This is a genomic window from Geothrix fermentans DSM 14018, from assembly GCF_000428885.1.
Classification (GTDB): Bacteria; Acidobacteriota; Holophagae; order Holophagales; family Holophagaceae; genus Geothrix; species Geothrix fermentans.
In genome coordinates this window covers 577,826-597,181 of record NZ_KE386810.1, presented here as the reverse complement: position 1 = coordinate 597,181, position 19,356 = coordinate 577,826, and the positions used below count along the sequence as shown (strand labels likewise).

Annotated in this window: 18 protein-coding genes and 1 tRNA gene; 16 read left to right on the top strand and 3 right to left on the bottom strand. The window is 67.7% G+C overall.

Annotation, left to right across the window (positions count from 1 at the left end; translation table 11 throughout):
- Positions 1 to 53: 53 nt before the first annotated feature.
- Positions 54 to 1,895, top strand: coding sequence for a proline--tRNA ligase (gene proS / locus G398_RS0113235; protein ID WP_026853948.1), 1,842 nt, complete (start codon positions 54 to 56; stop codon positions 1,893 to 1,895).
- Positions 1,895 to 2,368, top strand: a complete 474-nt coding sequence (locus G398_RS0113230; RefSeq protein ID WP_026853947.1) for a hypothetical protein — start codon at positions 1,895 to 1,897, stop codon at positions 2,366 to 2,368. Before proS ends, G398_RS0113230 begins: the two co-directional genes overlap by 1 nt.
- A 91-nt stretch (positions 2,369 to 2,459) precedes the next feature.
- Here the strand turns inward: G398_RS0113230 and ndk are convergent, their stop codons facing one another.
- The gene (ndk, locus tag G398_RS0113225; RefSeq protein WP_026853946.1) at positions 2,460 to 2,879 is read right to left on the bottom strand and encodes a nucleoside-diphosphate kinase; all 420 of its coding nucleotides are present in this window, start codon (positions 2,877 to 2,879) and stop codon (positions 2,460 to 2,462) included.
- A 139-nt stretch (positions 2,880 to 3,018) separates the two neighbouring features.
- Here ndk and secA point away from each other — a divergent pair, with 139 nt between their 5' ends.
- Positions 3,019 to 5,637: a preprotein translocase subunit SecA gene (secA, locus tag G398_RS0113220; protein WP_026853945.1), complete on the top strand. Its 2,619-nt coding sequence runs from the start codon at positions 3,019 to 3,021 to the stop codon at positions 5,635 to 5,637.
- 103 nt (positions 5,638 to 5,740) lie between these two features.
- The gene (gene rapZ, locus G398_RS0113215) at positions 5,741 to 6,592 is read left to right on the top strand and encodes an RNase adapter RapZ (RefSeq protein ID WP_043484968.1); all 852 of its coding nucleotides are present in this window, start codon (positions 5,741 to 5,743) and stop codon (positions 6,590 to 6,592) included.
- Here rapZ and G398_RS0113210 read toward each other — a convergent pair whose 3' ends face one another.
- On the bottom strand, positions 6,593 to 7,714 hold the full coding sequence (locus G398_RS0113210) for a saccharopine dehydrogenase family protein (protein ID WP_026853943.1): 1,122 nt from the start codon (positions 7,712 to 7,714) through the stop codon (positions 6,593 to 6,595).
- Entirely contained in the window at positions 7,711 to 9,141 is a 1,431-nt protein-coding gene (locus tag G398_RS0113205) for an APC family permease (RefSeq protein ID WP_026853942.1), read from the bottom strand. Before G398_RS0113205 ends, G398_RS0113210 begins: the two co-directional genes overlap by 4 nt.
- A 48-nt stretch (positions 9,142 to 9,189) precedes the next feature.
- On the opposite strand from G398_RS0113205, the gene mltG reads away from it, so the two are divergent.
- From mltG to G398_RS0113140, 12 genes are all read left to right on the top strand, one after another.
- The gene (mltG, locus tag G398_RS18460; protein WP_084512664.1) at positions 9,190 to 10,206 is read left to right on the top strand and encodes an endolytic transglycosylase MltG; all 1,017 of its coding nucleotides are present in this window, start codon (positions 9,190 to 9,192) and stop codon (positions 10,204 to 10,206) included.
- On the top strand, positions 10,199 to 10,978 hold the full coding sequence (locus G398_RS18455; protein WP_052571952.1) for a TlyA family RNA methyltransferase: 780 nt from the start codon (positions 10,199 to 10,201) through the stop codon (positions 10,976 to 10,978). Before mltG ends, G398_RS18455 begins: the two co-directional genes overlap by 8 nt.
- A gap of 37 nt (positions 10,979 to 11,015) precedes the next feature.
- Positions 11,016 to 11,765, top strand: a complete 750-nt coding sequence (locus G398_RS0113190; RefSeq protein ID WP_052571951.1) for a site-2 protease family protein — start codon at positions 11,016 to 11,018, stop codon at positions 11,763 to 11,765.
- A gap of 24 nt (positions 11,766 to 11,789) precedes the next feature.
- Positions 11,790 to 12,779, top strand: coding sequence for a tryptophan--tRNA ligase (gene trpS / locus G398_RS0113185; RefSeq protein WP_026853940.1), 990 nt, complete (start codon positions 11,790 to 11,792; stop codon positions 12,777 to 12,779).
- A gap of 61 nt (positions 12,780 to 12,840) precedes the next feature.
- Positions 12,841 to 12,917: transfer RNA gene (locus G398_RS0113180), tRNA-Lys, on the top strand.
- Positions 12,918 to 13,081: 164 nt separating this feature from the next.
- Positions 13,082 to 13,975 carry a proline dehydrogenase family protein gene (locus G398_RS0113175; protein WP_026853939.1) on the top strand — a complete coding sequence of 298 codons (894 nt, stop codon included), beginning with the start codon at positions 13,082 to 13,084 and terminating at the stop codon, positions 13,973 to 13,975.
- Positions 13,976 to 14,055: 80 nt separating this feature from the next.
- The gene (locus tag G398_RS0113170) at positions 14,056 to 14,238 is read left to right on the top strand and encodes a hypothetical protein (RefSeq protein WP_026853938.1); all 183 of its coding nucleotides are present in this window, start codon (positions 14,056 to 14,058) and stop codon (positions 14,236 to 14,238) included.
- 79 nt (positions 14,239 to 14,317) lie between these two features.
- Complete coding sequence (locus tag G398_RS18450; RefSeq protein WP_052571950.1) at positions 14,318 to 16,159, top strand: mechanosensitive ion channel family protein; 1,842 nt, start codon at positions 14,318 to 14,320, stop codon at positions 16,157 to 16,159.
- An 82-nt stretch (positions 16,160 to 16,241) separates the two neighbouring features.
- A complete protein-coding gene (locus tag G398_RS0113160) occupies positions 16,242 to 16,700 on the top strand; it encodes an SRPBCC family protein (protein WP_026853937.1) in 459 nt (152 codons plus the stop codon).
- Positions 16,687 to 17,031: an ArsR/SmtB family transcription factor gene (locus G398_RS0113155; protein ID WP_052571949.1), complete on the top strand. Its 345-nt coding sequence runs from the start codon at positions 16,687 to 16,689 to the stop codon at positions 17,029 to 17,031. Before G398_RS0113160 ends, G398_RS0113155 begins: the two co-directional genes overlap by 14 nt.
- Positions 17,032 to 17,095: 64 nt before the next feature.
- Positions 17,096 to 17,539, top strand: coding sequence for a DinB family protein (locus tag G398_RS19910; protein ID WP_052571948.1), 444 nt, complete (start codon positions 17,096 to 17,098; stop codon positions 17,537 to 17,539).
- A gap of 126 nt (positions 17,540 to 17,665) precedes the next feature.
- Positions 17,666 to 19,294, top strand: coding sequence for an ABC-F family ATP-binding cassette domain-containing protein (locus G398_RS0113140; protein ID WP_026853935.1), 1,629 nt, complete (start codon positions 17,666 to 17,668; stop codon positions 19,292 to 19,294).
- The last annotated feature ends 62 nt before the right edge of the window (positions 19,295 to 19,356 follow it).

Sequence of the window (19,356 nt, the reverse complement as noted above, 5' to 3'; positions counted from 1 at the left end):
AGCGGGCAGGCGGTCCCCCCTTCCTCGTATAGACTCGAAGGTTCGAGGCCCCCATGAAGCAGTCGAAGCTCCTGATCCAGACCCTGCGCGAGACGCCGCGCGATGCCGACGTGGTGAGCCAGCAGCTCATGATGCGCGCGGGCATGATCCAGAAAGTGGCGGCGGGCATCTACAGCTACCTGCCGCTGGCCTTCCGGAGCATCCGCAAGTTCGAGGAGATCGTCCGCGAGGAGCTGGCCAAGGACGGCTGCCAGGAGCTGCTCATGCCCGCGGTGCTGCCCGCGGAGCTGTGGCAGGAGAGCGGGCGCTGGAAGTTCTACGGCGATGAGCTGCTGCGCTTCTGCGACCGCAAGGCCAAGGCGGAGATGGCCGAGCGCCGGGCCCGGGGGGAGAAGCCCGATGAGCGGGAGTTCTACAACTTCTGTTTGGGCCCCACGCACGAGGAGGTCATCACCGACATCGTGCGGAAGAACGTACGCAGCTACAAGCAGCTGCCCATGAACCTCTTCCAGATCCAGACCAAGTTCCGCGACGAACGCCGCCCCCGCTTCGGCCTCATGCGTGGCCGCGAGTTCACCATGAAGGACGCCTACTCCTTCCATGCGGACGACGCCTGCGCCGACCGCGAGTACTGGGCCATGTTCAACGCCTACAAGCGGATCTACTCGCGTCTCGGCGTGAAGTTCCGGCCCGTGGAGGCCGACAGCGGCGCCATCGGCGGCAGCTTCACCCACGAATTCCACGTGCTGGCGGGCAGCGGCGAGGACGCGATCCTCAGCTGTGATGCCTGCGACTACACCTCCAACATCGAGAAGACCGAGGCTCCGGTGCTGCGCGCCGGAGAACATGGAATAGCCTTCGAACTGAAGAAAGATCATTTCCGCACGCCGGGTGTGGTGGGGCAGGTGGAGCAGGCCGAGGGGATGATCGACGCGGATCATCCGAAGGGCATGCCCATCACCCAGACCAGCAAGTTCTTCCTCTACCGCGTCACCTTCGCGGATGGGACCACGAAGCTCGTGGGGGCCGTCCTGCGGGGCGACCACGAGGTCAACCCCGTCAAGGTGAAGAACTTCGTCGGGGCCGCGGAGATGGAGATGATGCCGCTGGAAGAGGCCGAGGCCTTCACGGGAGCCAAGAGCGGCTTCATGGGGCCGGTGGGGTTGAAGGACGTCCAGATGCTCGTGGACGGCAGCCTGGAAGGCGCCGTGAACCTCACCTGCGGCGCGAACCGCACGGACTACCACCACTTCGGTCTGGATCCCGTGCGCGACCTGCCGGGCTGCGCCTACGCGGACCTGCGCATGGCCACCGAGGGCGACGCCTGCACGCGCTGCGGGAAGGGGCACTACCAGGCCTTCCGCGGCATCGAGGTGGGCCAAGTCTTCAAGCTGGGCCTGAAGTATTCCAAGAGCATGGGCTGCACCTTCCTGGACGAACAGGGCAAGGAGAACCCCATGGTGATGGGCTGCTACGGCATCGGCATCACCCGCACCGTGGCCGCGGCAGTCGAGCAGAACTACGATGCCGACGGCATCATCTGGCCCTGGCCCATCGCGCCCTACCAGGTGCACATCGTCTGTCTCGATCCGGCCAATCCGGAGGTCTCCGGCGTGGCCTCCCAGGTCGAGCAGGATCTGGAGAAGGCCGGCTTCGAGGTGCTCCACGACGACCGCGAGGGCATGAGCCCCGGCGCCAAGTTCAAGGATGCCGACCTGCTGGGCTTCCCCCTGCGCCTCACTGTGGGCGCCAAGGGCCTGAAGGACGGCATCGTCGAGCTGCGCGACCGCCGCACCAAGGAAGTCCTGAAGCTCAAGCCCGAGGCCGCCGCCGCCGAAGTGGCCGCCGCCCGCGACCGCATCATGCAGGAACTGGAAGCCGCGGGAGGGCGCTGATGGCCGAGGGCCGGGTCCACCTGACCACCTTCCTCGAAGGCGTGGTGGTCCACGGCGGGCGCACCCCGTTCGTCCTGCTGGCGCCATCGCCACATGCGCCCCATCACGGCCTGCTGATGCCGATCCAGGTCCCCTGGTCGCCGGGATTCCTGCCGACGACGCTCCTGAGTTCCCAGCTCGAGACGAGTTGGGGCATCCCCTGCCGCTTCGTGGACAAGTCCATGCTTCCGGTGATCTTCGACGAGCGAACCAGCCGCCTGCCCACCCCCTGGCTGCTCAGGGTGGAAGGCCTGGAAGGCCAGCAACGCCTCTACCTCACCCACCTCCTCCTGGCTCGGGCCCCGGAGGACCTCCTCCCTCAGCCACCGCCCGGGGGGCAGTGGTTCAATGAGAAGGGACTCCAGAGCGCCGAGCTGCTCCCGGGCATCCGGCGGCTCTGCCAGGCCGCACTGCAGGCGGTGGCGGAAGGATAGTCTTCGGTCCTCAGTCTTCAGTCCTCAGTAAATGCAGGAACGGCGCCCATTGGGCGCCGTTCCACTGAAGACCGAGGACTGAGGACTGGCTTCAGAACTGCTCGAACGCGTTGAAGAAGTAGCTGACTTCGAACTTGGCGCTCTCGGGCTTGTCGCTGCCGTGGGTGGCGTTGCGGCCGATGCTGGCGCCGAAGCGCTTGCGCAGCGTGCCTTCGGCGGCGTTGGCGGGGTTGGTGGCGCCCATGAGATCGCGCCAGCGGAGGATGGCGTTCTCGCCCTCGAGCACCATGATCGCCACGGGACCCTCGGTCATGAAGGCCTCCAGCTCCGCGTAGAAGCCCTTGCCCACGTGCTCATGGTAGAAGCCCTGGCAGATGGCGGGGGTGAGGCGGGTCAGCTTCAGGCCCACGATCTTCAGGCCGCTCTGCTCGATGGCGGTGAGGATCTCGCCCATGTGGCCGTCCTTGACGGCGTCGGGCTTGACGATGGCAAAGGTGCGTTCGAGGGCCATGGTTTCTCCATTTTCCAAACGATCAGTTTGCCTGGGCGGGGTAACTTTGGCAACCAAGGAGGCTTGGGGTGCCGCACCTCCGCTGGGAATCAGGGATCCGTCAGGCTACAATCAATGGTTTACGCGACTGGACGGCTCCATGATCGACAATCTCCTGAAGAAACTCATCGGTTCCAAGAACGACCGGGAGCTGAAGCGGTTGTGGGGCAGGGTCCAGGCCATCAACGCCCTGGAACCGGAGATCTCCGCCCTGAGCGATGAGGCATTGAAGGCCAAGACGCCCTACCTCCGGGAGAAGCTGGCCAACGGCGCCACCCTGGACGACATCCTGCCCGAGGCCTTCGCCGTGGCCCGCGAGGCCAGCAAGCGCGTGCTCAAGATGCGGCACTTCGACGTCCAGCTGGTGGGCGGCATGGTGCTCCACGAGGGCAAGGTGGCCGAGATGAGGACGGGCGAGGGCAAGACCCTCACCGCCACGCTGCCGCTCTACCTGAACGCCCTGGCGGGCAAGGGCGCCCACCTCGTCACGGTCAACGACTACCTGGCCCGGCGCGACGCGGAGTGGATGGGGCGCCTCTATTCCTGGCTGGGCCTCACCATCGGCGTCATCCAGCACGGGCTCGACGACCAGGAGCGCCGCGACGCCTACGCCTGCGACATCACCTACGCCACCAACAACGAGCTGGGCTTCGACTACCTCCGCGACAACATGAAGTGGGACCTGGAGGAATTCACCCAGCGCGGCTTCCACTACGCCATCGTGGACGAGGTGGACAGCATCCTCATCGACGAGGCCCGCACGCCGCTCATCATCGCGGGCAGCAGCGAGGAGGACACCTCCAAGTACTTCCGCATCGACGCGGTGGTGCCGAAGCTCAAGGCCGAAGCCGACTACAAGATCGACGAGAAGGACCGCCAGGTGATGCTCACCGATGACGGCATCCACCACGCGGAGCAGCTCCTGGGCGTGGCGAACCTCTACGATCCGGGCAGCATCGAGACCCTGCACGGCCTCAACCAGGCCCTGCTGGCCCACAACCTCTACAAGCTGGACGTGGACTACATGGTGCGTCCCAAGGAGGACGGCAAGGGCATGGAAGTGGTCATCGTGGACGAGTTCACGGGCCGCCTCATGCCGGGCCGCCGCTGGTCCAACGGCCTGCACCAGGCCATCGAGGCCAAGGAGGGCGTGGAGGTCAACGCCGAGAACCAGACCCTTGCCACCGTCACCTTCCAGAACTTCTTCCGCATGTACGGCAAGCTGGCGGGCATGACCGGAACGGCCGAGACCGAGGCCACGGAGCTGCACTCCATCTACAAGCTGGATGTGATCATCGTCCCCACGAACATGCCCATGGTCCGCAAGGACTTCGCGGACACGGTCTACGCCACTCGCAAGGGGAAGAAGAAGGCCATCGTCGAGGAGATCCGGGAGCTCCACACCAAGGGCCAGCCGGTCCTGGTGGGCACCGCCAGCATCGAGAGCAGCGAGGATCTGGCGGACGCCCTCAAGGCCGCCCGCATCCCCCACGTGGTGCTGAACGCCAAGCACCATGAGCGGGAGGCCGAGATCGTGGCCCAGGCGGGCCGCAAGGGCGCCGTCACCATCGCCACCAACATGGCCGGCCGCGGCACGGACATCATCCTCGGCGGCAATCCCGAGGGCATGGCCCGGCTGGAGGCCAAGAAGAAGGACATCGCGCTCTACGATGAGGAGGGGAAGGAGACGGCCGAGTTCTCCGCGCTCGTCGACCAGATGCGCGAGCAGACGGCTACCGAACACGAGGAAGTGGTGGGCCTCGGCGGCCTGCACATCCTGGGCACCGAGCGCCACGAGAGCCGGCGCATCGACAACCAGCTCCGCGGCCGCGCCGGCCGCCAGGGCGACCCCGGCAGCAGCCGCTTCTACCTGTCCCTCGAGGACGACCTGATGCGGATCTTCGGGGGCGACCGCATCAAGAGCCTCATGGGCGCCATGGGCATGAACGATGACGAGCCCATCGAGGCCGGCATGGTCACCCGCGCCATCGAGCGCAGCCAGAAGCGGGTGGAGACCCACCACTTCGAGATCCGCAAGCACCTTCTTGAGTACGACGATGTGATGAACAAGCAGCGCATCTTCTTTTACGGGCTGCGCACGGAGATCCTCAAGGGCAACACCAAGGATTACGTGCTCCGCGTCGCCGGGGAGATCGCCGAGGGCATCGCCAACGACTTCCTGCCCGACAAGGGCGAGCGGGACCTGGCGGGCTTCCGGGAGCGGGTGGAGCAGCTCTTCACCCTCGGAGGCGAAGAGGTGGACGCCGTGGGTCAGATGCCCCAGGCCCAGGCCACCGAGGCCCTGGTCGCGCTGGTGCAGAAGTACTATGAGGGCAAGGACGAGCGGCTGGGCGGCGAGGGCATGCGCAGCTACGAGCGCTGGTCCATCCTCCAGATCATCGACGCGGCCTGGAAGCGCCACCTGCTGGTCATGGACCACCTCAAGGAGGCCATCGGCTTCCGCGGCTACGGCCAGAAGGACCCGCTGGTGGAGTACAAGCGCGAGAGCTACGAATACTTCGAGCAGATGCGCTTCGGCTACGAGGACGAGATCATCTCCTACCTCTACCGCGTGGAGCCCCAGCCGGCCTACACGCCGGAGGAGGAGCTCTTCCGCGGCCCCGCCGACACCTTCGAGCTGGGTCCCGACGAGCAGGGCAACGCCCCCGACGGCATCCAGCGGGTGCTGCGGTTCACGGCGGGGGGATTGGAAGATTAGCTATCAGCTATCAGCTCTCAGCTCTCAGCTGTCAGCGGGCCCCATGCGGGGCCCGCTGTTTTTACTGACAGCCGACAGCCGACAGCTGATAGCTTCTAGATCCATGGAACTCATCGTCGTCACGGGACTGGCGGGGGCCGGGCGCCATTCGGTGCTGGGGGCCCTGGAGGACAGCGGCTGCACGGCCCTGGACAACGTCCCGCCGAGGCTCCTCGAGCCGCTCATCGAGCTGGAGGCGAAGCTCCGGCCCGGCCGGGAGCGGCTGGTGGTGGGCATGGACAGCCGGCAGGTGGAGTTCGCGCACGAGTTCGGGCCGCTGCTGGAGCGGCTCAACGCCAGCAACGTGCCGGTGCAGGTGGTCTTCGTGGAGGCGGACGACAGCGCCCTGCTTCGTCGCTATTCAGAAACCCGGCGCCCCCACCACCTCGCCCTGCTGGGCTCCGCGGGCGAGGGCATCCAGCGCGAGCGGGAGCTGCTGGCCCCCATCCGTGCCCTGGCCACGACCATCCTCGACACCACGGGCCTGAGCCTGGCGGACCTGCGCCAGCGGGTCGCGGCCCTGGTGCCCCAGCTGCCGACCCGCAGCACGGCCGTACGGCTGCTCAGCTTCGGGTTCAAGCGCGGCGTGCCCCAGGACGCGGACGTGGTGCTGGATGCCCGGTTCCTGCCCAATCCCTACTATGTGGAGGCCCTGAAGCCCCTGACGGGCCAGGATGCGGCCGTGCAGGAATACCTGCTGGAATCCCCGGACTTCCGCGAGTTCCTGGAGCGGGCCGAGTCGTGGCTGCGGTGGTCCCTGCCCCTGGTGCGCCAGGAGGGCCGCGCCTACCACACCCTGGCCATCGGTTGCACCGGCGGCCAACACCGCTCCGTGGCCCTGGTGGAGCTGCTGGCCCACCGGATCCAGAACGATGTGGCCGCCCTCACGGTGCGGCACCGGGAACTGGTGGGCTGATCAACCCTCCGTGAAGACCACGCCCCGCTTCGCCAGCTCGGCCCGGATGAAGTCCCAGGCTCCGGGCTCCCGGCCCAGGAACTCCGGCGGGTTGACCCCCTTCTTCGCGTAGCCTCCCCGGAGGAGGAGCCGCACGGCGGCGGTGCAGGTGTAGCCCGTGGTGCGCGCCATGGAAGTGGTCTTCGTGGCGGGGTCGTAGCGGTCCAGCAGGTTCAGCTCCCGGCGCGCGGGGCGCCCGTCCTTCCGGCCGGTGACGGTGACGCGCATGACCGTGAAGTCCTCGTCGCCCTCCTGCATGAACCACATGGGGAAGAGCAGGGCCGTGGTGAGGTCCAGGGGGCTGATCTCCACGTCGCCCACCCGGAGCTTCTCCTTGCGGAAGAAACCGGATTCACGGAGCATGCGCATCTTCTCGATGTGCCCGGGATAGCGGAGAGTCTTCTCCTTCATGTCCGGCACATGCGGGAAGGTCCGGATGAGGCTGCGGAGCCCATCCGTATTGAAGGATTCCAGAGTGCCCAGGCCCTGGAAGTCCAGCAGCTCGGGCTCGGACAGGGCGGGCAGGGTGACCGTGCGCCCGTCCTTCACGTAGCGGGCGGGACGGGTGTACTCCTCGATGACGTCGATGGGGCTGAAGCCGGCCTTGTACTCGTAGGGCCAGGTCCGCACCACGGGCAGGCCGCCCACCAGGCACTCGAAGGTGTCCACGTGATCCCACTGCCGGGCGGTATCCCCGAGGATGATGTTCCCGCAGCCGGGTGCCACGCCGCAGTCCACGATGGCGGTGAGGCCCTGGCGCTTGGCCAGTTCGTCGAGCTCGAAGCAATCCTCGTCAAAGAAGGAGATGTCCACCAGGGGCTTGCCCGCCTCCAGCACGGCCTTCGCCGTGGCGAAGCCCATGAAGCCCGGCACGGCGCCCACCACCAGGTCCGCGTCCGCCACGGCGGCCTTCACGCCCTCGGAGGAGGCCAGGTCGGCGCCCCGGGTGCCCAGCCCGCCCTCGCGCATGCGGGCCAGGGCCGCTTCGGAGCGGTCGGCCACCGTCACCTTGAAATCCGGGGCCAAGTCCCTGGCCATGGCGCCGCCGACGCGGCCGGCTCCGAGAACGACGATGTGGGTCATGGGAGACTCCCTCCAGGGGCCGCGACGCGGGGTTTCACGGCGAGGTAGACGGGCCAGCCCAGGGCCACCAGGGCCAGGCCGGGCCACGAATAGCTGGGACGGTAGATGAAGAGGGCGCCGATGATGGCCGTGGCCCCCAGGAGGTAGAGTCCGGGGACGAAGGGATAGCCCCAGACTTTCACGGGGCGCTCGAGATCGGGCCGCCGCCGGCGCAGCAGGATGACCCCGCCCACGGCCAGGATGTAGAAGAGGATTGTGGGCAGCATCACGAAGTCCAGCAGCTGGCCATAGGTGCCCGTAAGGGTGAGCAGGCAGGTCCAGAAGGCCTGGATCCAGAGGCCGAAGCCCGGGACGCCGTGCTCGTTGAGGAGGGCGGCGCGGGGATAGAACAGGCCGTCCTCTGCCATGCGCTGGTAGACCCGGGCGCCTGAGAGGATCAGGCCGTTGAGGCAGCCGAACATCGAGATGAGGATGCTGCCGGCCATGATGAGGCCGCCGCCGCTGCCCAGCAGGGCCTGGAGGGCCGCGCTGCCCACGCGGTCCTGGGGGGCGTGGGCGATGCCCGTGGGACCCAGCACCCGCAGGTAGGCGGCGTTGGCCAGGATGTAGAGGCCGCAGACCAGGGTCGTGCCCACCAGCAGGGCGTAGGGGATGGTTCGCCGCGGATCCTTCACCTCCCCCGCGATGAACGTAATGGCGTTCCAGGCGTCCGCGGAGAAGAGGCTGCCGGTCTGCACCACCAGCAGGGCCGTCAGGAAGGGCAGGGCGGCGCCGTCGCCGGCGGTGAAGGGAGCCTGGGAGGGGGCGACGGCGGGCTTCAGCATCAGGCCCAGGAGGATCAGGGCCGCGAGGCCGCCGATCTTGGCCACGGTGAAGAGATCCTGGATGCGGGAGCCCAGGCGCACGCCGTAGAGGTTCACGGCGCTGAGCAGCAGCACCACCACCACGCCGGACAGGCGGGAGGGCGTCAGCCCCAAGTGGTAGGGCCCCACGGCGATGGCATGCGAAACCTTCATCAGGGGCACGTCCAGGTGAGGGCCGATCCAGGCCGAGTCCGTGACCGCCGGGAGGAAGCTGCCCAGGTACTTCCCGAAGCCCACGGCCACGGCGGCGATGGTGCCGCACTCGATGACCACGAAGAAGGTCCAGCCATAGAGGAAGCCCACGGTGGGGCCGTAGGTCTCCCGCAGGTAGGTGTATTGGCCGCCAGCCTGGGGGAACATCCCCGCGAGCTCCCCGTAGCTGAGGGCCGCGAAGAGCGTGAGCACGGCCGTGAGGCCCCAGGCCGCCAGCAGGAAGCCGCCGGAACCGCCCGTGCGGACCATATCCGCCGCGACGATGAATACGCCAGAGCCGATCATGGAGCCAGCGATCAGCATGGTGGCCGAGAACAGACCGACGTGACGGCGGTAGCCGGGGGTGCTCATCAGGTTCCTTGGGTGGATGGATCCACGCTACCACGGCATTCTGGAGGCATGGCGCGTTCTTCGATGTCCCTCAGATTCTTCCTGGCCACGTTGATCCTGGCCGTGGCTCCCGCCGCTGGCGCCTGGTGGGCCTGGAAGGGGCGGGGGCCCCTCCGGGAGGAGGCCACGGTCCTGGTGAGGAAGGGCGCCAGCATCAACCAGATCGCGGACCAGCTGGAGCGGGACGGTGTCATCCGCTCGGCCTCGCTGTTCAAGCTCTGGGCCCGGACCCGGAAGCTCCAGCTCATCCGGGGCGAATACACCTTCGCCCCCCGGGCCAGCCTGTCGGACGTGACCGGGAAGCTGCGCCGCGCGGAGATCCACTACACCTCCGTGTCCATCCCCGAAGGGGCCCATGCCTGGGCCGTGCAGAAGCGCCTGAAGGACTTCGTGCCCGAGGAGGTCTTCTGGACCCTGTGGAAGAGCCCGCGCCTGGCCAGGACGGCCGGATTCGAGGACGCCGAAAGCCTGGAGGGGCTCGTGGCCCCGGCCACCTACAAGCTGCACCATGCGCTGGAGCCCGAGGAGATCATGCTCATGCTGGTGGAGGCCTTCCGAGACCAGGTGCGGCCCCGGCTGGAGGGCGGCGCGCTGCCCCCCTACCAGACGCTCATCCTGGCGAGCCTGGTGGAGAAGGAGACCAAGCTGGTGGAGGAGCAGCCCCGGGTGGCGGGTGTCTATCTGAAGCGGCTGAAGATCGGCATGCGCCTCCAGTGCGACCCCACCAGCCTCTACGCGCGGTGGGCCGCCGGCGACCTGCGCTTCACCGCCCCTACGCCCGAGGACATCCGCCGGCCCAGCCGCTTCAACACCTACTCGGTGAAGGGACTTCCGCCCACGCCCATCGCCGTGCCCAGCCCTTCGGCCATCGACGCGGCGAAGGAGCCGCTCTCGGGGAAGGATCTCTACTTCGTGGCCACGGGCCGGGGCGGCCATAACTTCGCCCCCAGCCTGCGGGACCACAACCGCAATGTGGGGACCTACCGCAAGGAGCTGGCCCGGCAGCGGAAGCAGGCCCGTGGCTAAGATGCGTCTGGACCAGCTCCTGGTGCAGCGCGGCCTATGCGAGACCCGCGCCAAGGCCCAGGCCCGCATCCTGGCAGGGGAGGTGCTGGTGGAGGACCGGCCCGTCACCAAGGCGGGCACGGCCGTGGACGAGGCGGCCTCCATCCGCCTGCGCGGGGATGCGCTGCCCTTCGTGAGCCGGGGCGGGCTCAAGCTGGCCGGGGCCCTGGACCGCTGGACCATCGATCCCACCGGCCGCATCTGCTTCGACGCCGGGGCCAGCACCGGCGGCTTCACGGACTGCCTGCTCCAGCGGGGCGCGGCGAAAGTCTATGCCGTGGACGTGGGCACCAACCAGCTCCACTGGAAGCTGCGGAGCGATCCCCGGGTGGTCTCCATGGAGCACATGAACCTCCGCACCTGGGATCCGGCCCGCATCCCTGAGCGCTGCAGCCTGCTGGTGGCGGACCTGAGCTTCATCTCCCTGCGCCTGGCCATTCCGCCCATCCTGCCGAGCCTCGAAGCCGGGGCGGAGGCCGTGCTGCTGGTGAAGCCCCAGTTCGAGGCGGGCCGGGAGGACGTGGGCGCCGGTGGCATCGTGCGCGATCCCGCCGTCCATCGCCGCGTGCTGGTGGAGACCTGGACCTTCTTCGCGGGCACGGAGCTGCGCCCCCTGGACCTGGCGGAAAGCCCCATCCGGGGCGGCGAGGGCAACGTCGAGTTCCTCCTGCGACTGGGCCTGGGAGCTTCGGCGGGGACCCTGGGGCCGGCCCTGGCCGCTTTGGGGCTCTGACCCCCAGCCTGTACACTGGGGGATTGCCGGAGCCCGGGTGTTCGACAGCATCTCCATCCCCACCATCCTCGTCAGCTACGTGGCCCTCCTCTTCAGCCTGAGCGTGCACGAGGCCAGCCATGCCACGGCGGCCTACCTGCTGGAGGACGACACGGCGGCGCGCCTGGGCCGGATGACGCTGAACCCCCTGGCCCACATGGACCTCCTGGGCACCTTCGTCTTCCCCCTGCTGGGCATGGCCACGGGCTTCCCCTTCATCGGCTGGGCCAAGCCCGTGCCCGTGGATCCCCGCAAGCTCACCCGCCGCTTCACCCAGCGGGTGGGCTATGCCTTCGTGGCCAGCGCGGGGCCGGCGTCGAACCTGATCCAGGCTGTGGTCTTCCTGGGGATCATGCTCCTGATGGTGAAGGCCGTGGCGCCCGTGCCCGAGATGGAGTTCCGGGTCTTCGCGCGGGCGCTGCTGGCCGGCAAGGTGGAGAGCCTCCAGGTGCTCCAGCTGGGGACCACCACCACGCTCTTCCTGGCCCTGCTCGGGCGCCTGGTGCTCATCAACATCGGCCTGGCCCTCTTCAACCTGCTGCCCATGGGGCCCCTGGACGGAGCCGGCATCCTGCGGGGCTTCCTGCCCTGGCGCTGGCTGCCGAAGTTCGACCGGATCCAGCCCTGGATGGGCGGCATCCTCATCGTGGTGGCCCTCACGGGGCTCCTGGGCTACGTGCTGGGTCCCGTGTTCGGGCTGGTGTTCTACGGCATCGAGCTCGTCGCCCGCCTCGTCCTCCACTTCTGATCCACGCGCCCCATCGGAGTTCCCATGCAACGCATCCTTTCCGGCATCCAGCCCTCGGGCTCCCAGCACATCGGCCACCTGGTGGGAGCCCTGGACAACTTCACGGTGCTTCAGGGCCAGGGCGAGGCCTTCTACATGATCGCGGACTGGCATGCGCTCACGTCGAAGTACGAGGCCGTGGATGAGATCTGGCCCGCCACGCTGGAGCTGACCGCCACCTACCTGGCCGCGGGGTTGGATCCGCAGAAGGCCACCATCTTCGTGCAGAGCCTCGTGAAGGAGCACGCGGAGCTGCACCTGCTGCTGTCCATGGTGACGCCCCTCTCCTGGCTGGAGCGGGTGCCCACCTACAAGGAAAAGCTGCAGAACGCCGTGGCCGACCTCGGCAGCTACGGCTTCCTGGGCTACCCCCTCCTGATGACCGCCGACATCATCATCTACCGCGCCCACAAGGTGCCCGTGGGCGAGGACCAGCTCTTCCACATCGAACTGGCCCGCGAGGTACTCCGCCGCTTCAACTTCCTCTACCAGAAGGAGGTCTTCCCGGAGCCCGAGGCCGTGCTCACCAAGACGCCCAAGGTGCCGGGCCTCGACGGGCGGAAGATGTCCAAGAGCTACGGGAACTGCATCTACCTGCGCGACACCAATGCCGCCATCCTCGAGAAGTGTACCCGGCAGATGGCCTCCGATCCCGCCCGCGTCCGGAAGACCGATCCCGGCAACCCCGACATCTGCCCGGTTTTCGACTTCCACAAGCTCTTCAGCGACGACGCGACCGTGCAGATGGTGAACACGGAGTGCCGCCGGGCGGGCATCGGCTGCTTCGACTGCAAGAAGCGCGTGGCCGAGGCCATCATCCGGCGCGTGGAGCCCGTGCGGGAGAAGATCGAGGCCTCCCTGGCCCATCCCGCCGAGCTGGAAGCCGTCCTCCAGGACGGCAGCGCCCGGGCCCGGGCCGTGGCCGCCGAGACCATGGTGGACGTCCGCCGGGCCATGAAGATGCCCAGCCTCTAGAAATGGGTGCAGATCCGGCTCTTGCGTCCCCGGTGCACCCTGCTAGACTGGTTCTTCCAGCGGTTCCTTAGCTCAGCTGGTTAGAGCATCTGACTCTTAATCAGAGGGTCCTGGGTTCGAGTCCCAGAGGAACCACCAGCACGAGAAGCCCGCGGATCCAAAGTCCGCGGGCTTTTTCGCGTTGTCTCCGAGGTCACATCTCATTCTGCGCGCTCGGTCAGGAGCATGGACGCCGGTATATTTGTAGGGCTGTCCGGCCGCAGGGAAGGGCCGGGAAACGCAGGAACGACGGGAGGAACACCGTGGATTTGAAACGCATCGTGCTCGATCTCATGCCGGACGGGCTCGTCCGCACCTTCGCCGCGCCCTACTGCGCGGGCAAGGGCCTTGAAAGCGGCATGGCCAAGGTGGACGAGCTCCACAAGCAGGGGCTCTCGGCCACCCTGGACCTGCTGGGCGAGGAGGTGTTCAAGCGGGAGGATGTGGAGGCCACGGTCCAGGTGTACTTCAGGATGATCGAGGCGGTGAAGACCCGCTCCAACGCCAGCATCAGCCTCAAGCCCACGCAGCTGGGCATCAACGAGAGCGAGGCCTACTGCCAGGAGAACCTGCGCCGCATCGTCGCCGCCGCGGCCGTGCATGGGGTCCACATCACCCTGGACATGGAGGACCGGCACTTCACGGACGTCACGCTGAGGATGTTCAAGGCCATCCGGAATGAGTTCGACAACTTCGGCATCGTGCTGCAGAGCCGCCTCTTCCGCACCGGCGAGGACATCAAGGCCCTCCACCTCAAGCCCTGCAAGGTCCGCATCTGCATCGGCATCTACAAGGAACCCGCGGAGGTCGCCCTGCAGGACAAGAAGGACATGAAGGAGAAGCTCTTCGAGTACGTGCAGCTGCTGCTGGACCATGGTCACTACCCCGAGATCGCCACCCACGACGAGCCCCTGATCCGCCGCTGCATCGAGCACCTGGACAAGAAGGGCGTGGCGAAGGACGCCTACGAATTCCAGATGCTGATGGGTGTCCCCCGCGCAGAGATCCAGAAGGAGATCGTGAAGCGGGGCCACATCATGCGCCTCTACGTCCCCTTCGCCGAGGACTGGAAGTTCGCCATCCATTACATGAAGCGCCGCCTGGGAGCCAATCCCGCCATGGCCGCCATGGTGCTCAAGAATCTGTTCGGCCACTGATGGTTTTCTCCCGCGGGGAAATCCCCTGACGCGGGTTATGGTGTGTGTGCGGGGCTGTGCCCCCTGCCTGGAGAATCCCCATGAAGAAAATGCTGGCGCTGGCCCTGGTGAGCTCCTTCGCCCTGGCCGGCTACGCTGCCGAAGAGAAGAAGGCCGAGCCCAAGAAGTGCTGCGGGATGGCCTGCTGCGAGAAGAACAAGGCCGCCTCCTGCAAGGACTGCCCGGATTGCGCCAAGAAGAAGGACGCCCCGAAGAAGGGCTGAATCCCCTCGGCATTCATGGAACCCCGGAGCCTGCTCCGGGGTTTTTGCGTTCCGGCCCTGTTCATGGTTGTCTGGTGGAATGAGCGCCAGATCCTGGATTCCCGCCGCCACCCTGCTGATCCTTACGGCCGGTGCCACTGCCGGATGGATCCTGACCCGGGAGGCACCGGCCCCTCCCCCGGGGCAGGAGGCGCCCGCCCCCACGGTGAAGAAAGGCAAGCGGAAGGCCGCCCCGGTGCAGGAGCGGCTCATCGACCAATCGCCGCTCCTCACGGCCAGGAGCCTGGTGCCCATGGCCATCACCCTCGAGGAGAAGCAGCTGGCCCTCCAGGCGGAACGGCTGGGCAACCACTCCGTGGACCTCGCCTTCAGCTTCGCCATCCGCCGGGCGGCGACCACCCCGGTGAAGGAGACTCCTGAGCTGAAAGAGCTCATGGAAGCCAAGGTCAAGGCCCAGGCGGCCGTGGAAGCCGGCGAGAAGCAGTTGGCCGGACTGACCCGGAAGCTCGCCACGGCCCCGGAATCCGAAAAGGACGTCCTCGAGGACCAGATTGACATCGCCAAGGCCCAGCTGGAGCTGGACAAGGATGAGGCTGAGACTGCCTCGGACGACCTTGCCCAGGCCGGCGGGGATCCCCAGGCCCGGATCCGCCGCCTGAAGGAGGCCCACGAGGCCGCGGACCGGGATTCCTCCCAGGCCATGGTCGGGACCAAGGCACCCAGCACCTTCCAGGCGGGCAGCCTGATGGGGCGGCTGCAGGAGTGGCGGTTCCAGCGGGACAAGTGCCAGCGCCTGGTCCGGGCCCAGGCCGAAGCCCAGGTCAAAGTGGAATCCGCCTCCAAGCGGCGGGTGGAGGTCGAAGCCCAGGTCAAGAAGGAGGCCGAGGATCGCGAGGCTGCCCGGAGCGCCGCCTCATCCCTCATGCATGGAGCGGCCGGACACAAGGTCGACCGCGGGGAGGCCAAGGCCGCCTTGTCCTCCCTCAAGCAGTTCGGGGACGCCCAGCGCCGGCTGGCCATCATCTCCCGCCGCATCCAGGACCAGCAGGGCCTGGTCGAGACCTATGGCGCCTGGCTCGTCCTGGCGGACGGCTACCGCACCGCCGCCCTGCACAAGATGCTGGCGCAGGGTCTGGTCATCCTCGGGGTGGCGGTGGTCGTCGCCCTGCTCAGCCTCTTCATCGACTGGCGGCGCGACCGCGCCTCCTCGGCCGAGCGGGTCTCACTCGGGGCCTCGACTTCCGTGTTCAAGGTGATCCTGCGCGTGGTGGCGGTCCTGGCCATCGGCTTCCTGATCATGGGGATGCCGGCCCAGGCCACCACCATCTTCGGCCTTGCGGGCGCCGGCCTGACGGTGGCCCTCAAGGACTTCATCGTGGCCTTCTTCGGTTGGTTCATCCTCATGGGGAAGAATGGCATCCGCATGGGCGACTGGGTGGAGATCCGCGGTGTGGGCGGCGAGGTGGTTGAGATCGGGCTGCTCCGCACGGTGATCCTGGAGACCGGCAGCTGGAGCGATGCGGGCCACCCCACGGGCCGCCGGGTGGCCTTCGTGAACAACTTCGCCATCGAGGGGCACTTCTTCAACTTCTCCACTTCGGGCAAGTGGATGTGGGATGAACTCCACGTCGTCCTCCCCATGGGCCAGGATCCCTACCCGGTCCTCGACGGCGTCCAGCGGCTGGTGGAGACGCAGACCCAGGCCAACGCCAAGATCGCTGAAGCCGAGTGGCAGCAGACCGCAGCCCGGTACCGGGTGAAGGCCTTCTCAGCGGTGCCCGGTGTCCAGGTGGTGCCCGGGCCGACCGGCATGGAGATCCGGGCCCGCTACCTCACCCGCGCCTTCGAGCGCCACGAGACCCGCCTGCGCCTGAACCAGGCCGTGGTCGAGCTCATGCACGGACCGCGGGTGAACCACTAGGGTTTTCCGGGCCGATTCAAAAATGCAACCTGGGGGTTGCGCGAAGCCGCGGGCCTCCTAACATGTAACCCGGAGGTTGCACATGACTGCATCCAGCACCGACCGCATCGAGAAGGAGATCCTGCTCCAGGCGCCCGTGGCCCGCGTCTGGCGGGCGCTGACGGACGCCGGGGAGTTCGGGACCTGGTTCCGCGTGGCCCTGGATGGCCCCTTCGTGCCCGGCCAGCGGCTCACGGGAAGGATCACGCACCCGGGTTACGAGCACATCACCATGGAACTCCTGGTCGAGCGGATGGACGCCGAGACCCTGTTCTCCTACCGTTGGCACCCCTACGCCGTGGACCCCGCGGTGGACTACTCCCAGGAACCCACCACGCTGGTGGAGTTCCGGCTTTCGCCCCAGGGTGGGGGGACCCTCCTGTCCGTGGTCGAGTCCGGGTTCGACCGGGTCCCTGCGCACCGCCGCGACGAGGCCTTCCGCATGAACGAACGCGGCTGGGCGGGCCAGCTCAAGAACATCGAACGCCATGTCGCGGGCTGAGAACCTGCCGCCCGACCGGGTCCAGGAAGCGGCCCCGCTCTTCGCGGCGCTGGGAGATGCCACCCGGCTCGGGCTGCTCCTGACCCTCTGCGCAGGCGGGCCGCTCACGGTCTCGCGCCTGAGCGGCCAGTTCGCGGTGTCCCGCCAGGCCCTCACCAAGCACCTGGGGGTGCTGTCCGAGGCGGGCCTGGTCAGCAGCCGGCGCCAGGGGCGCGAGCGCCTCTGGGCCTTCCAGCCCCAGCGCCTGGAGGATGCCCACCTGGTCCTGGAGCGGCTGTCGCGGCAGTGGGACGACGCCCTGGCCCGGCTCAAGGCCCACGTCGAGGGCTGAGTACCACCATCCAATCCGGTTCCCTTCCACCCCGGGCCTCCCAGGCCCCTGCACGGAGTCCGCCATGACCCAGCCCTGGACCACCCTCTTCCAGATCAACCGTGCGCCCCTCATGGCGCTCAACCTCCAGGGCATCAGCCAGGAGATGGCCGACCGAGCGCCTGCGCCGGGCGTCAACAGCATCGCCTGGATCCTGAGCCACGTGGTGGACACCCGGCGCTGGATGCTGAAGGAGGTCTTCCATGCCCCGGACCCGGTGGCCACTTCGAAGCGGGGCGAGCTCGCGGAGCTCGTGGCGGCCGTCGACGCGACCCAGGCGGCCCTGGCCGCGGCCTTCGAGGCCGTGCCGGACTGGCGCGCGCTGCGTCCCCACCCTTTCCTGAATGCGCCCGCTCCGCTCGAGGAGATCGTGGGCACCTTCCTCCAGCACGAGGCCTACCACCTTGGCCAGCTCGGTGTGGCCCGGAAGCTCCTGGGGCTGGAGGGCGTCATCAAGGGGCCCGCCTAGGCCTGCCGGGGCCCTGTGGTACCCTGGAAGCTCGTGGCCAGGGGTCCACCGTCAGGGACCTGGGCCGCTGTTCCTGGCAGGTCTTCCCAAGGCCTCCGGCAGCCCTGTTCCACGATCCGGAGCCCCATGATCTCGTTCTCCAGCGTCAGCAAGCAGTACGGCAAGCAGGTCCTGTTCATCGAGGCGGACTTCCAGCTGAATCCCGGCGAGAAGGTCGGCCTCGTCGGCCCCAACGGGGCGGGGAAGTCCACGCTCTTCCGCATGATCATGGGTGAGGAGGCGCCGGACGACGGCGTCGTCACCCTCCCGAAGAAGCTCACCCTCGGCTACTTCCGGCAGGAGGTGGACGAGATGTCCGGCCGGCCCGTGCTGGACGAGGCCATCGCCGGCAGCGGGCGCCTGGGGGACCTGCACCACGAGCTGATGGACCTGGAGAAGGCCATGTCCGACCCGGACACGCCGGACTTCGAGGCCGTGCTGGAGCGCTTCGGCCACGTCCAGGAGGAGTACCAGCACCTGGGTGGCTATGAGCTGGAGGCCCGGGCCCGGGCCTGCCTCTACGGCCTGGGCTTCGAGGATGCGCAGATCGACGGCGACGTGGGCGCGCTTTCCGGCGGCTGGAAGATGCGCGTGTCCATGGCCAAGGTGCTGCTGGGCAACTTCGATGTGCTGCTCATGGACGAGCCCACCAACCACCTGGACATCGAGTCCATCCTCTGGCTGGAGGGCTTCCTCAAGTCCGTGCCGGCCACGCTCCTCATGACCAGCCACGACCGGGACTTCATGAACCGCGTGGTCACCAAGGTGCTGGAGATCGACGGTGGCGACATCGTCACGTATTCCGGCAACTACGACTTCTACGCCAAGGAGCGGGAGGCCCGCGAGGCCAACCAGGAGGCCGCCTACGCCCGGCAGCAGGCCAAGCTGGCCAAGGAGCAGCGCTTCATCGAGCGGTTCAGCGCCCACGCCGCCAAGGCAGCCCAGGTGCAGAGCCGCATCAAGGCCCTGGACAAGATCGAGCGCGTGGAGCCGCCCAAGCGGCGCCGCGTCGTGAAGTGGGACTTCCGCATCCCCGGCCGCTCCGGCGATGACGTGGCCATGCTGGAGGGCGTCGGCAAGGCTTATGGTTCCAAGAAGCTCTACGACCAGTTCGCCTTGCACATCCGCCGCGGCGAGCGCTGGTGCGTCATGGGCAAGAACGGCGCCGGCAAGTCCACGCTGCTGAAGATGGTGGCGGGGGCCCTGGCGCCGGACGCCGGCACTGTGAAGTTGGGCGCGAGCCTCAAGCTGGGCTACTTCTCCCAGCAGGCCCTGGACCTGTTGGATCCCGACCTGACCGTGCTGGAGCAGTTGCAGAAGGACTTCCCGCTGGAGGGCTTGGGCGTGCTGCGCAACCTCCTGGGGGCCTTCCAGTTCTCAGGGGACGATGTGGACAAGCGGATCCGCGCCCTCTCCGGCGGCGAGAAGTCGCGGCTGGTGATGGCCCGCATGCTCTTCGATCCGCCCAACTTCCTGGTGCTGGACGAGCCCACCAACCACCTGGATCTGGCCACCAAGGAGATGCTCATCGAGGCCCTGAAGGACTTCGAGGGCACCATGCTCTTCGTCTCCCATGACCGCACCTTCCTCCGGGGCCTGGCCAACCGCGTGCTGGAACTGGGCGGAGAAGAGCACGCGGGGCCCCTGTTGTTCCCGGGCACCTACGCCGAGTACGTGGAGCGCACCGGCCGCGAGGCGCCGGGCGTGCACGCCTAGGTTGACGAGCGCAACACGCCGGGCACCGGATTGATCCGGAACCGGCGCGGGGGGACCATGGG

Excerpts from the sequence above, each read along its gene's own strand:
- proS (WP_026853948.1), top strand. The coding sequence starts at position 54 with ATGAAGCAGTCGAAGCTCCTGATCCAGACCCTGCGCGAGACGCCGCGC.
- G398_RS0113230 (WP_026853947.1), top strand. The coding sequence starts at position 1,895 with ATGGCCGAGGGCCGGGTCCACCTGACCACCTTCCTCGAAGGCGTGGTG.
- ndk (WP_026853946.1), bottom strand. The coding sequence starts at position 2,879 with ATGGCCCTCGAACGCACCTTTGCCATCGTCAAGCCCGACGCCGTCAAG.
- secA (WP_026853945.1), top strand. The coding sequence starts at position 3,019 with ATGATCGACAATCTCCTGAAGAAACTCATCGGTTCCAAGAACGACCGG.
- rapZ (WP_043484968.1), top strand. The coding sequence starts at position 5,741 with ATGGAACTCATCGTCGTCACGGGACTGGCGGGGGCCGGGCGCCATTCG.
- G398_RS0113210 (WP_026853943.1), bottom strand. The coding sequence starts at position 7,714 with ATGACCCACATCGTCGTTCTCGGAGCCGGCCGCGTCGGCGGCGCCATG.
- G398_RS0113205 (WP_026853942.1), bottom strand. The coding sequence starts at position 9,141 with ATGAGCACCCCCGGCTACCGCCGTCACGTCGGTCTGTTCTCGGCCACC.
- mltG (WP_084512664.1), top strand. The coding sequence starts at position 9,190 with ATGGCGCGTTCTTCGATGTCCCTCAGATTCTTCCTGGCCACGTTGATC.
- trpS (WP_026853940.1), top strand. The coding sequence starts at position 11,790 with ATGCAACGCATCCTTTCCGGCATCCAGCCCTCGGGCTCCCAGCACATC.
- G398_RS0113170 (WP_026853938.1), top strand. The coding sequence starts at position 14,056 with ATGAAGAAAATGCTGGCGCTGGCCCTGGTGAGCTCCTTCGCCCTGGCC.
- G398_RS18450 (WP_052571950.1), top strand. The coding sequence starts at position 14,318 with ATGAGCGCCAGATCCTGGATTCCCGCCGCCACCCTGCTGATCCTTACG.
- G398_RS0113160 (WP_026853937.1), top strand. The coding sequence starts at position 16,242 with ATGACTGCATCCAGCACCGACCGCATCGAGAAGGAGATCCTGCTCCAG.
- G398_RS0113155 (WP_052571949.1), top strand. The coding sequence starts at position 16,687 with ATGTCGCGGGCTGAGAACCTGCCGCCCGACCGGGTCCAGGAAGCGGCC.
- G398_RS19910 (WP_052571948.1), top strand. The coding sequence starts at position 17,096 with ATGACCCAGCCCTGGACCACCCTCTTCCAGATCAACCGTGCGCCCCTC.
- G398_RS0113140 (WP_026853935.1), top strand. The coding sequence starts at position 17,666 with ATGATCTCGTTCTCCAGCGTCAGCAAGCAGTACGGCAAGCAGGTCCTG.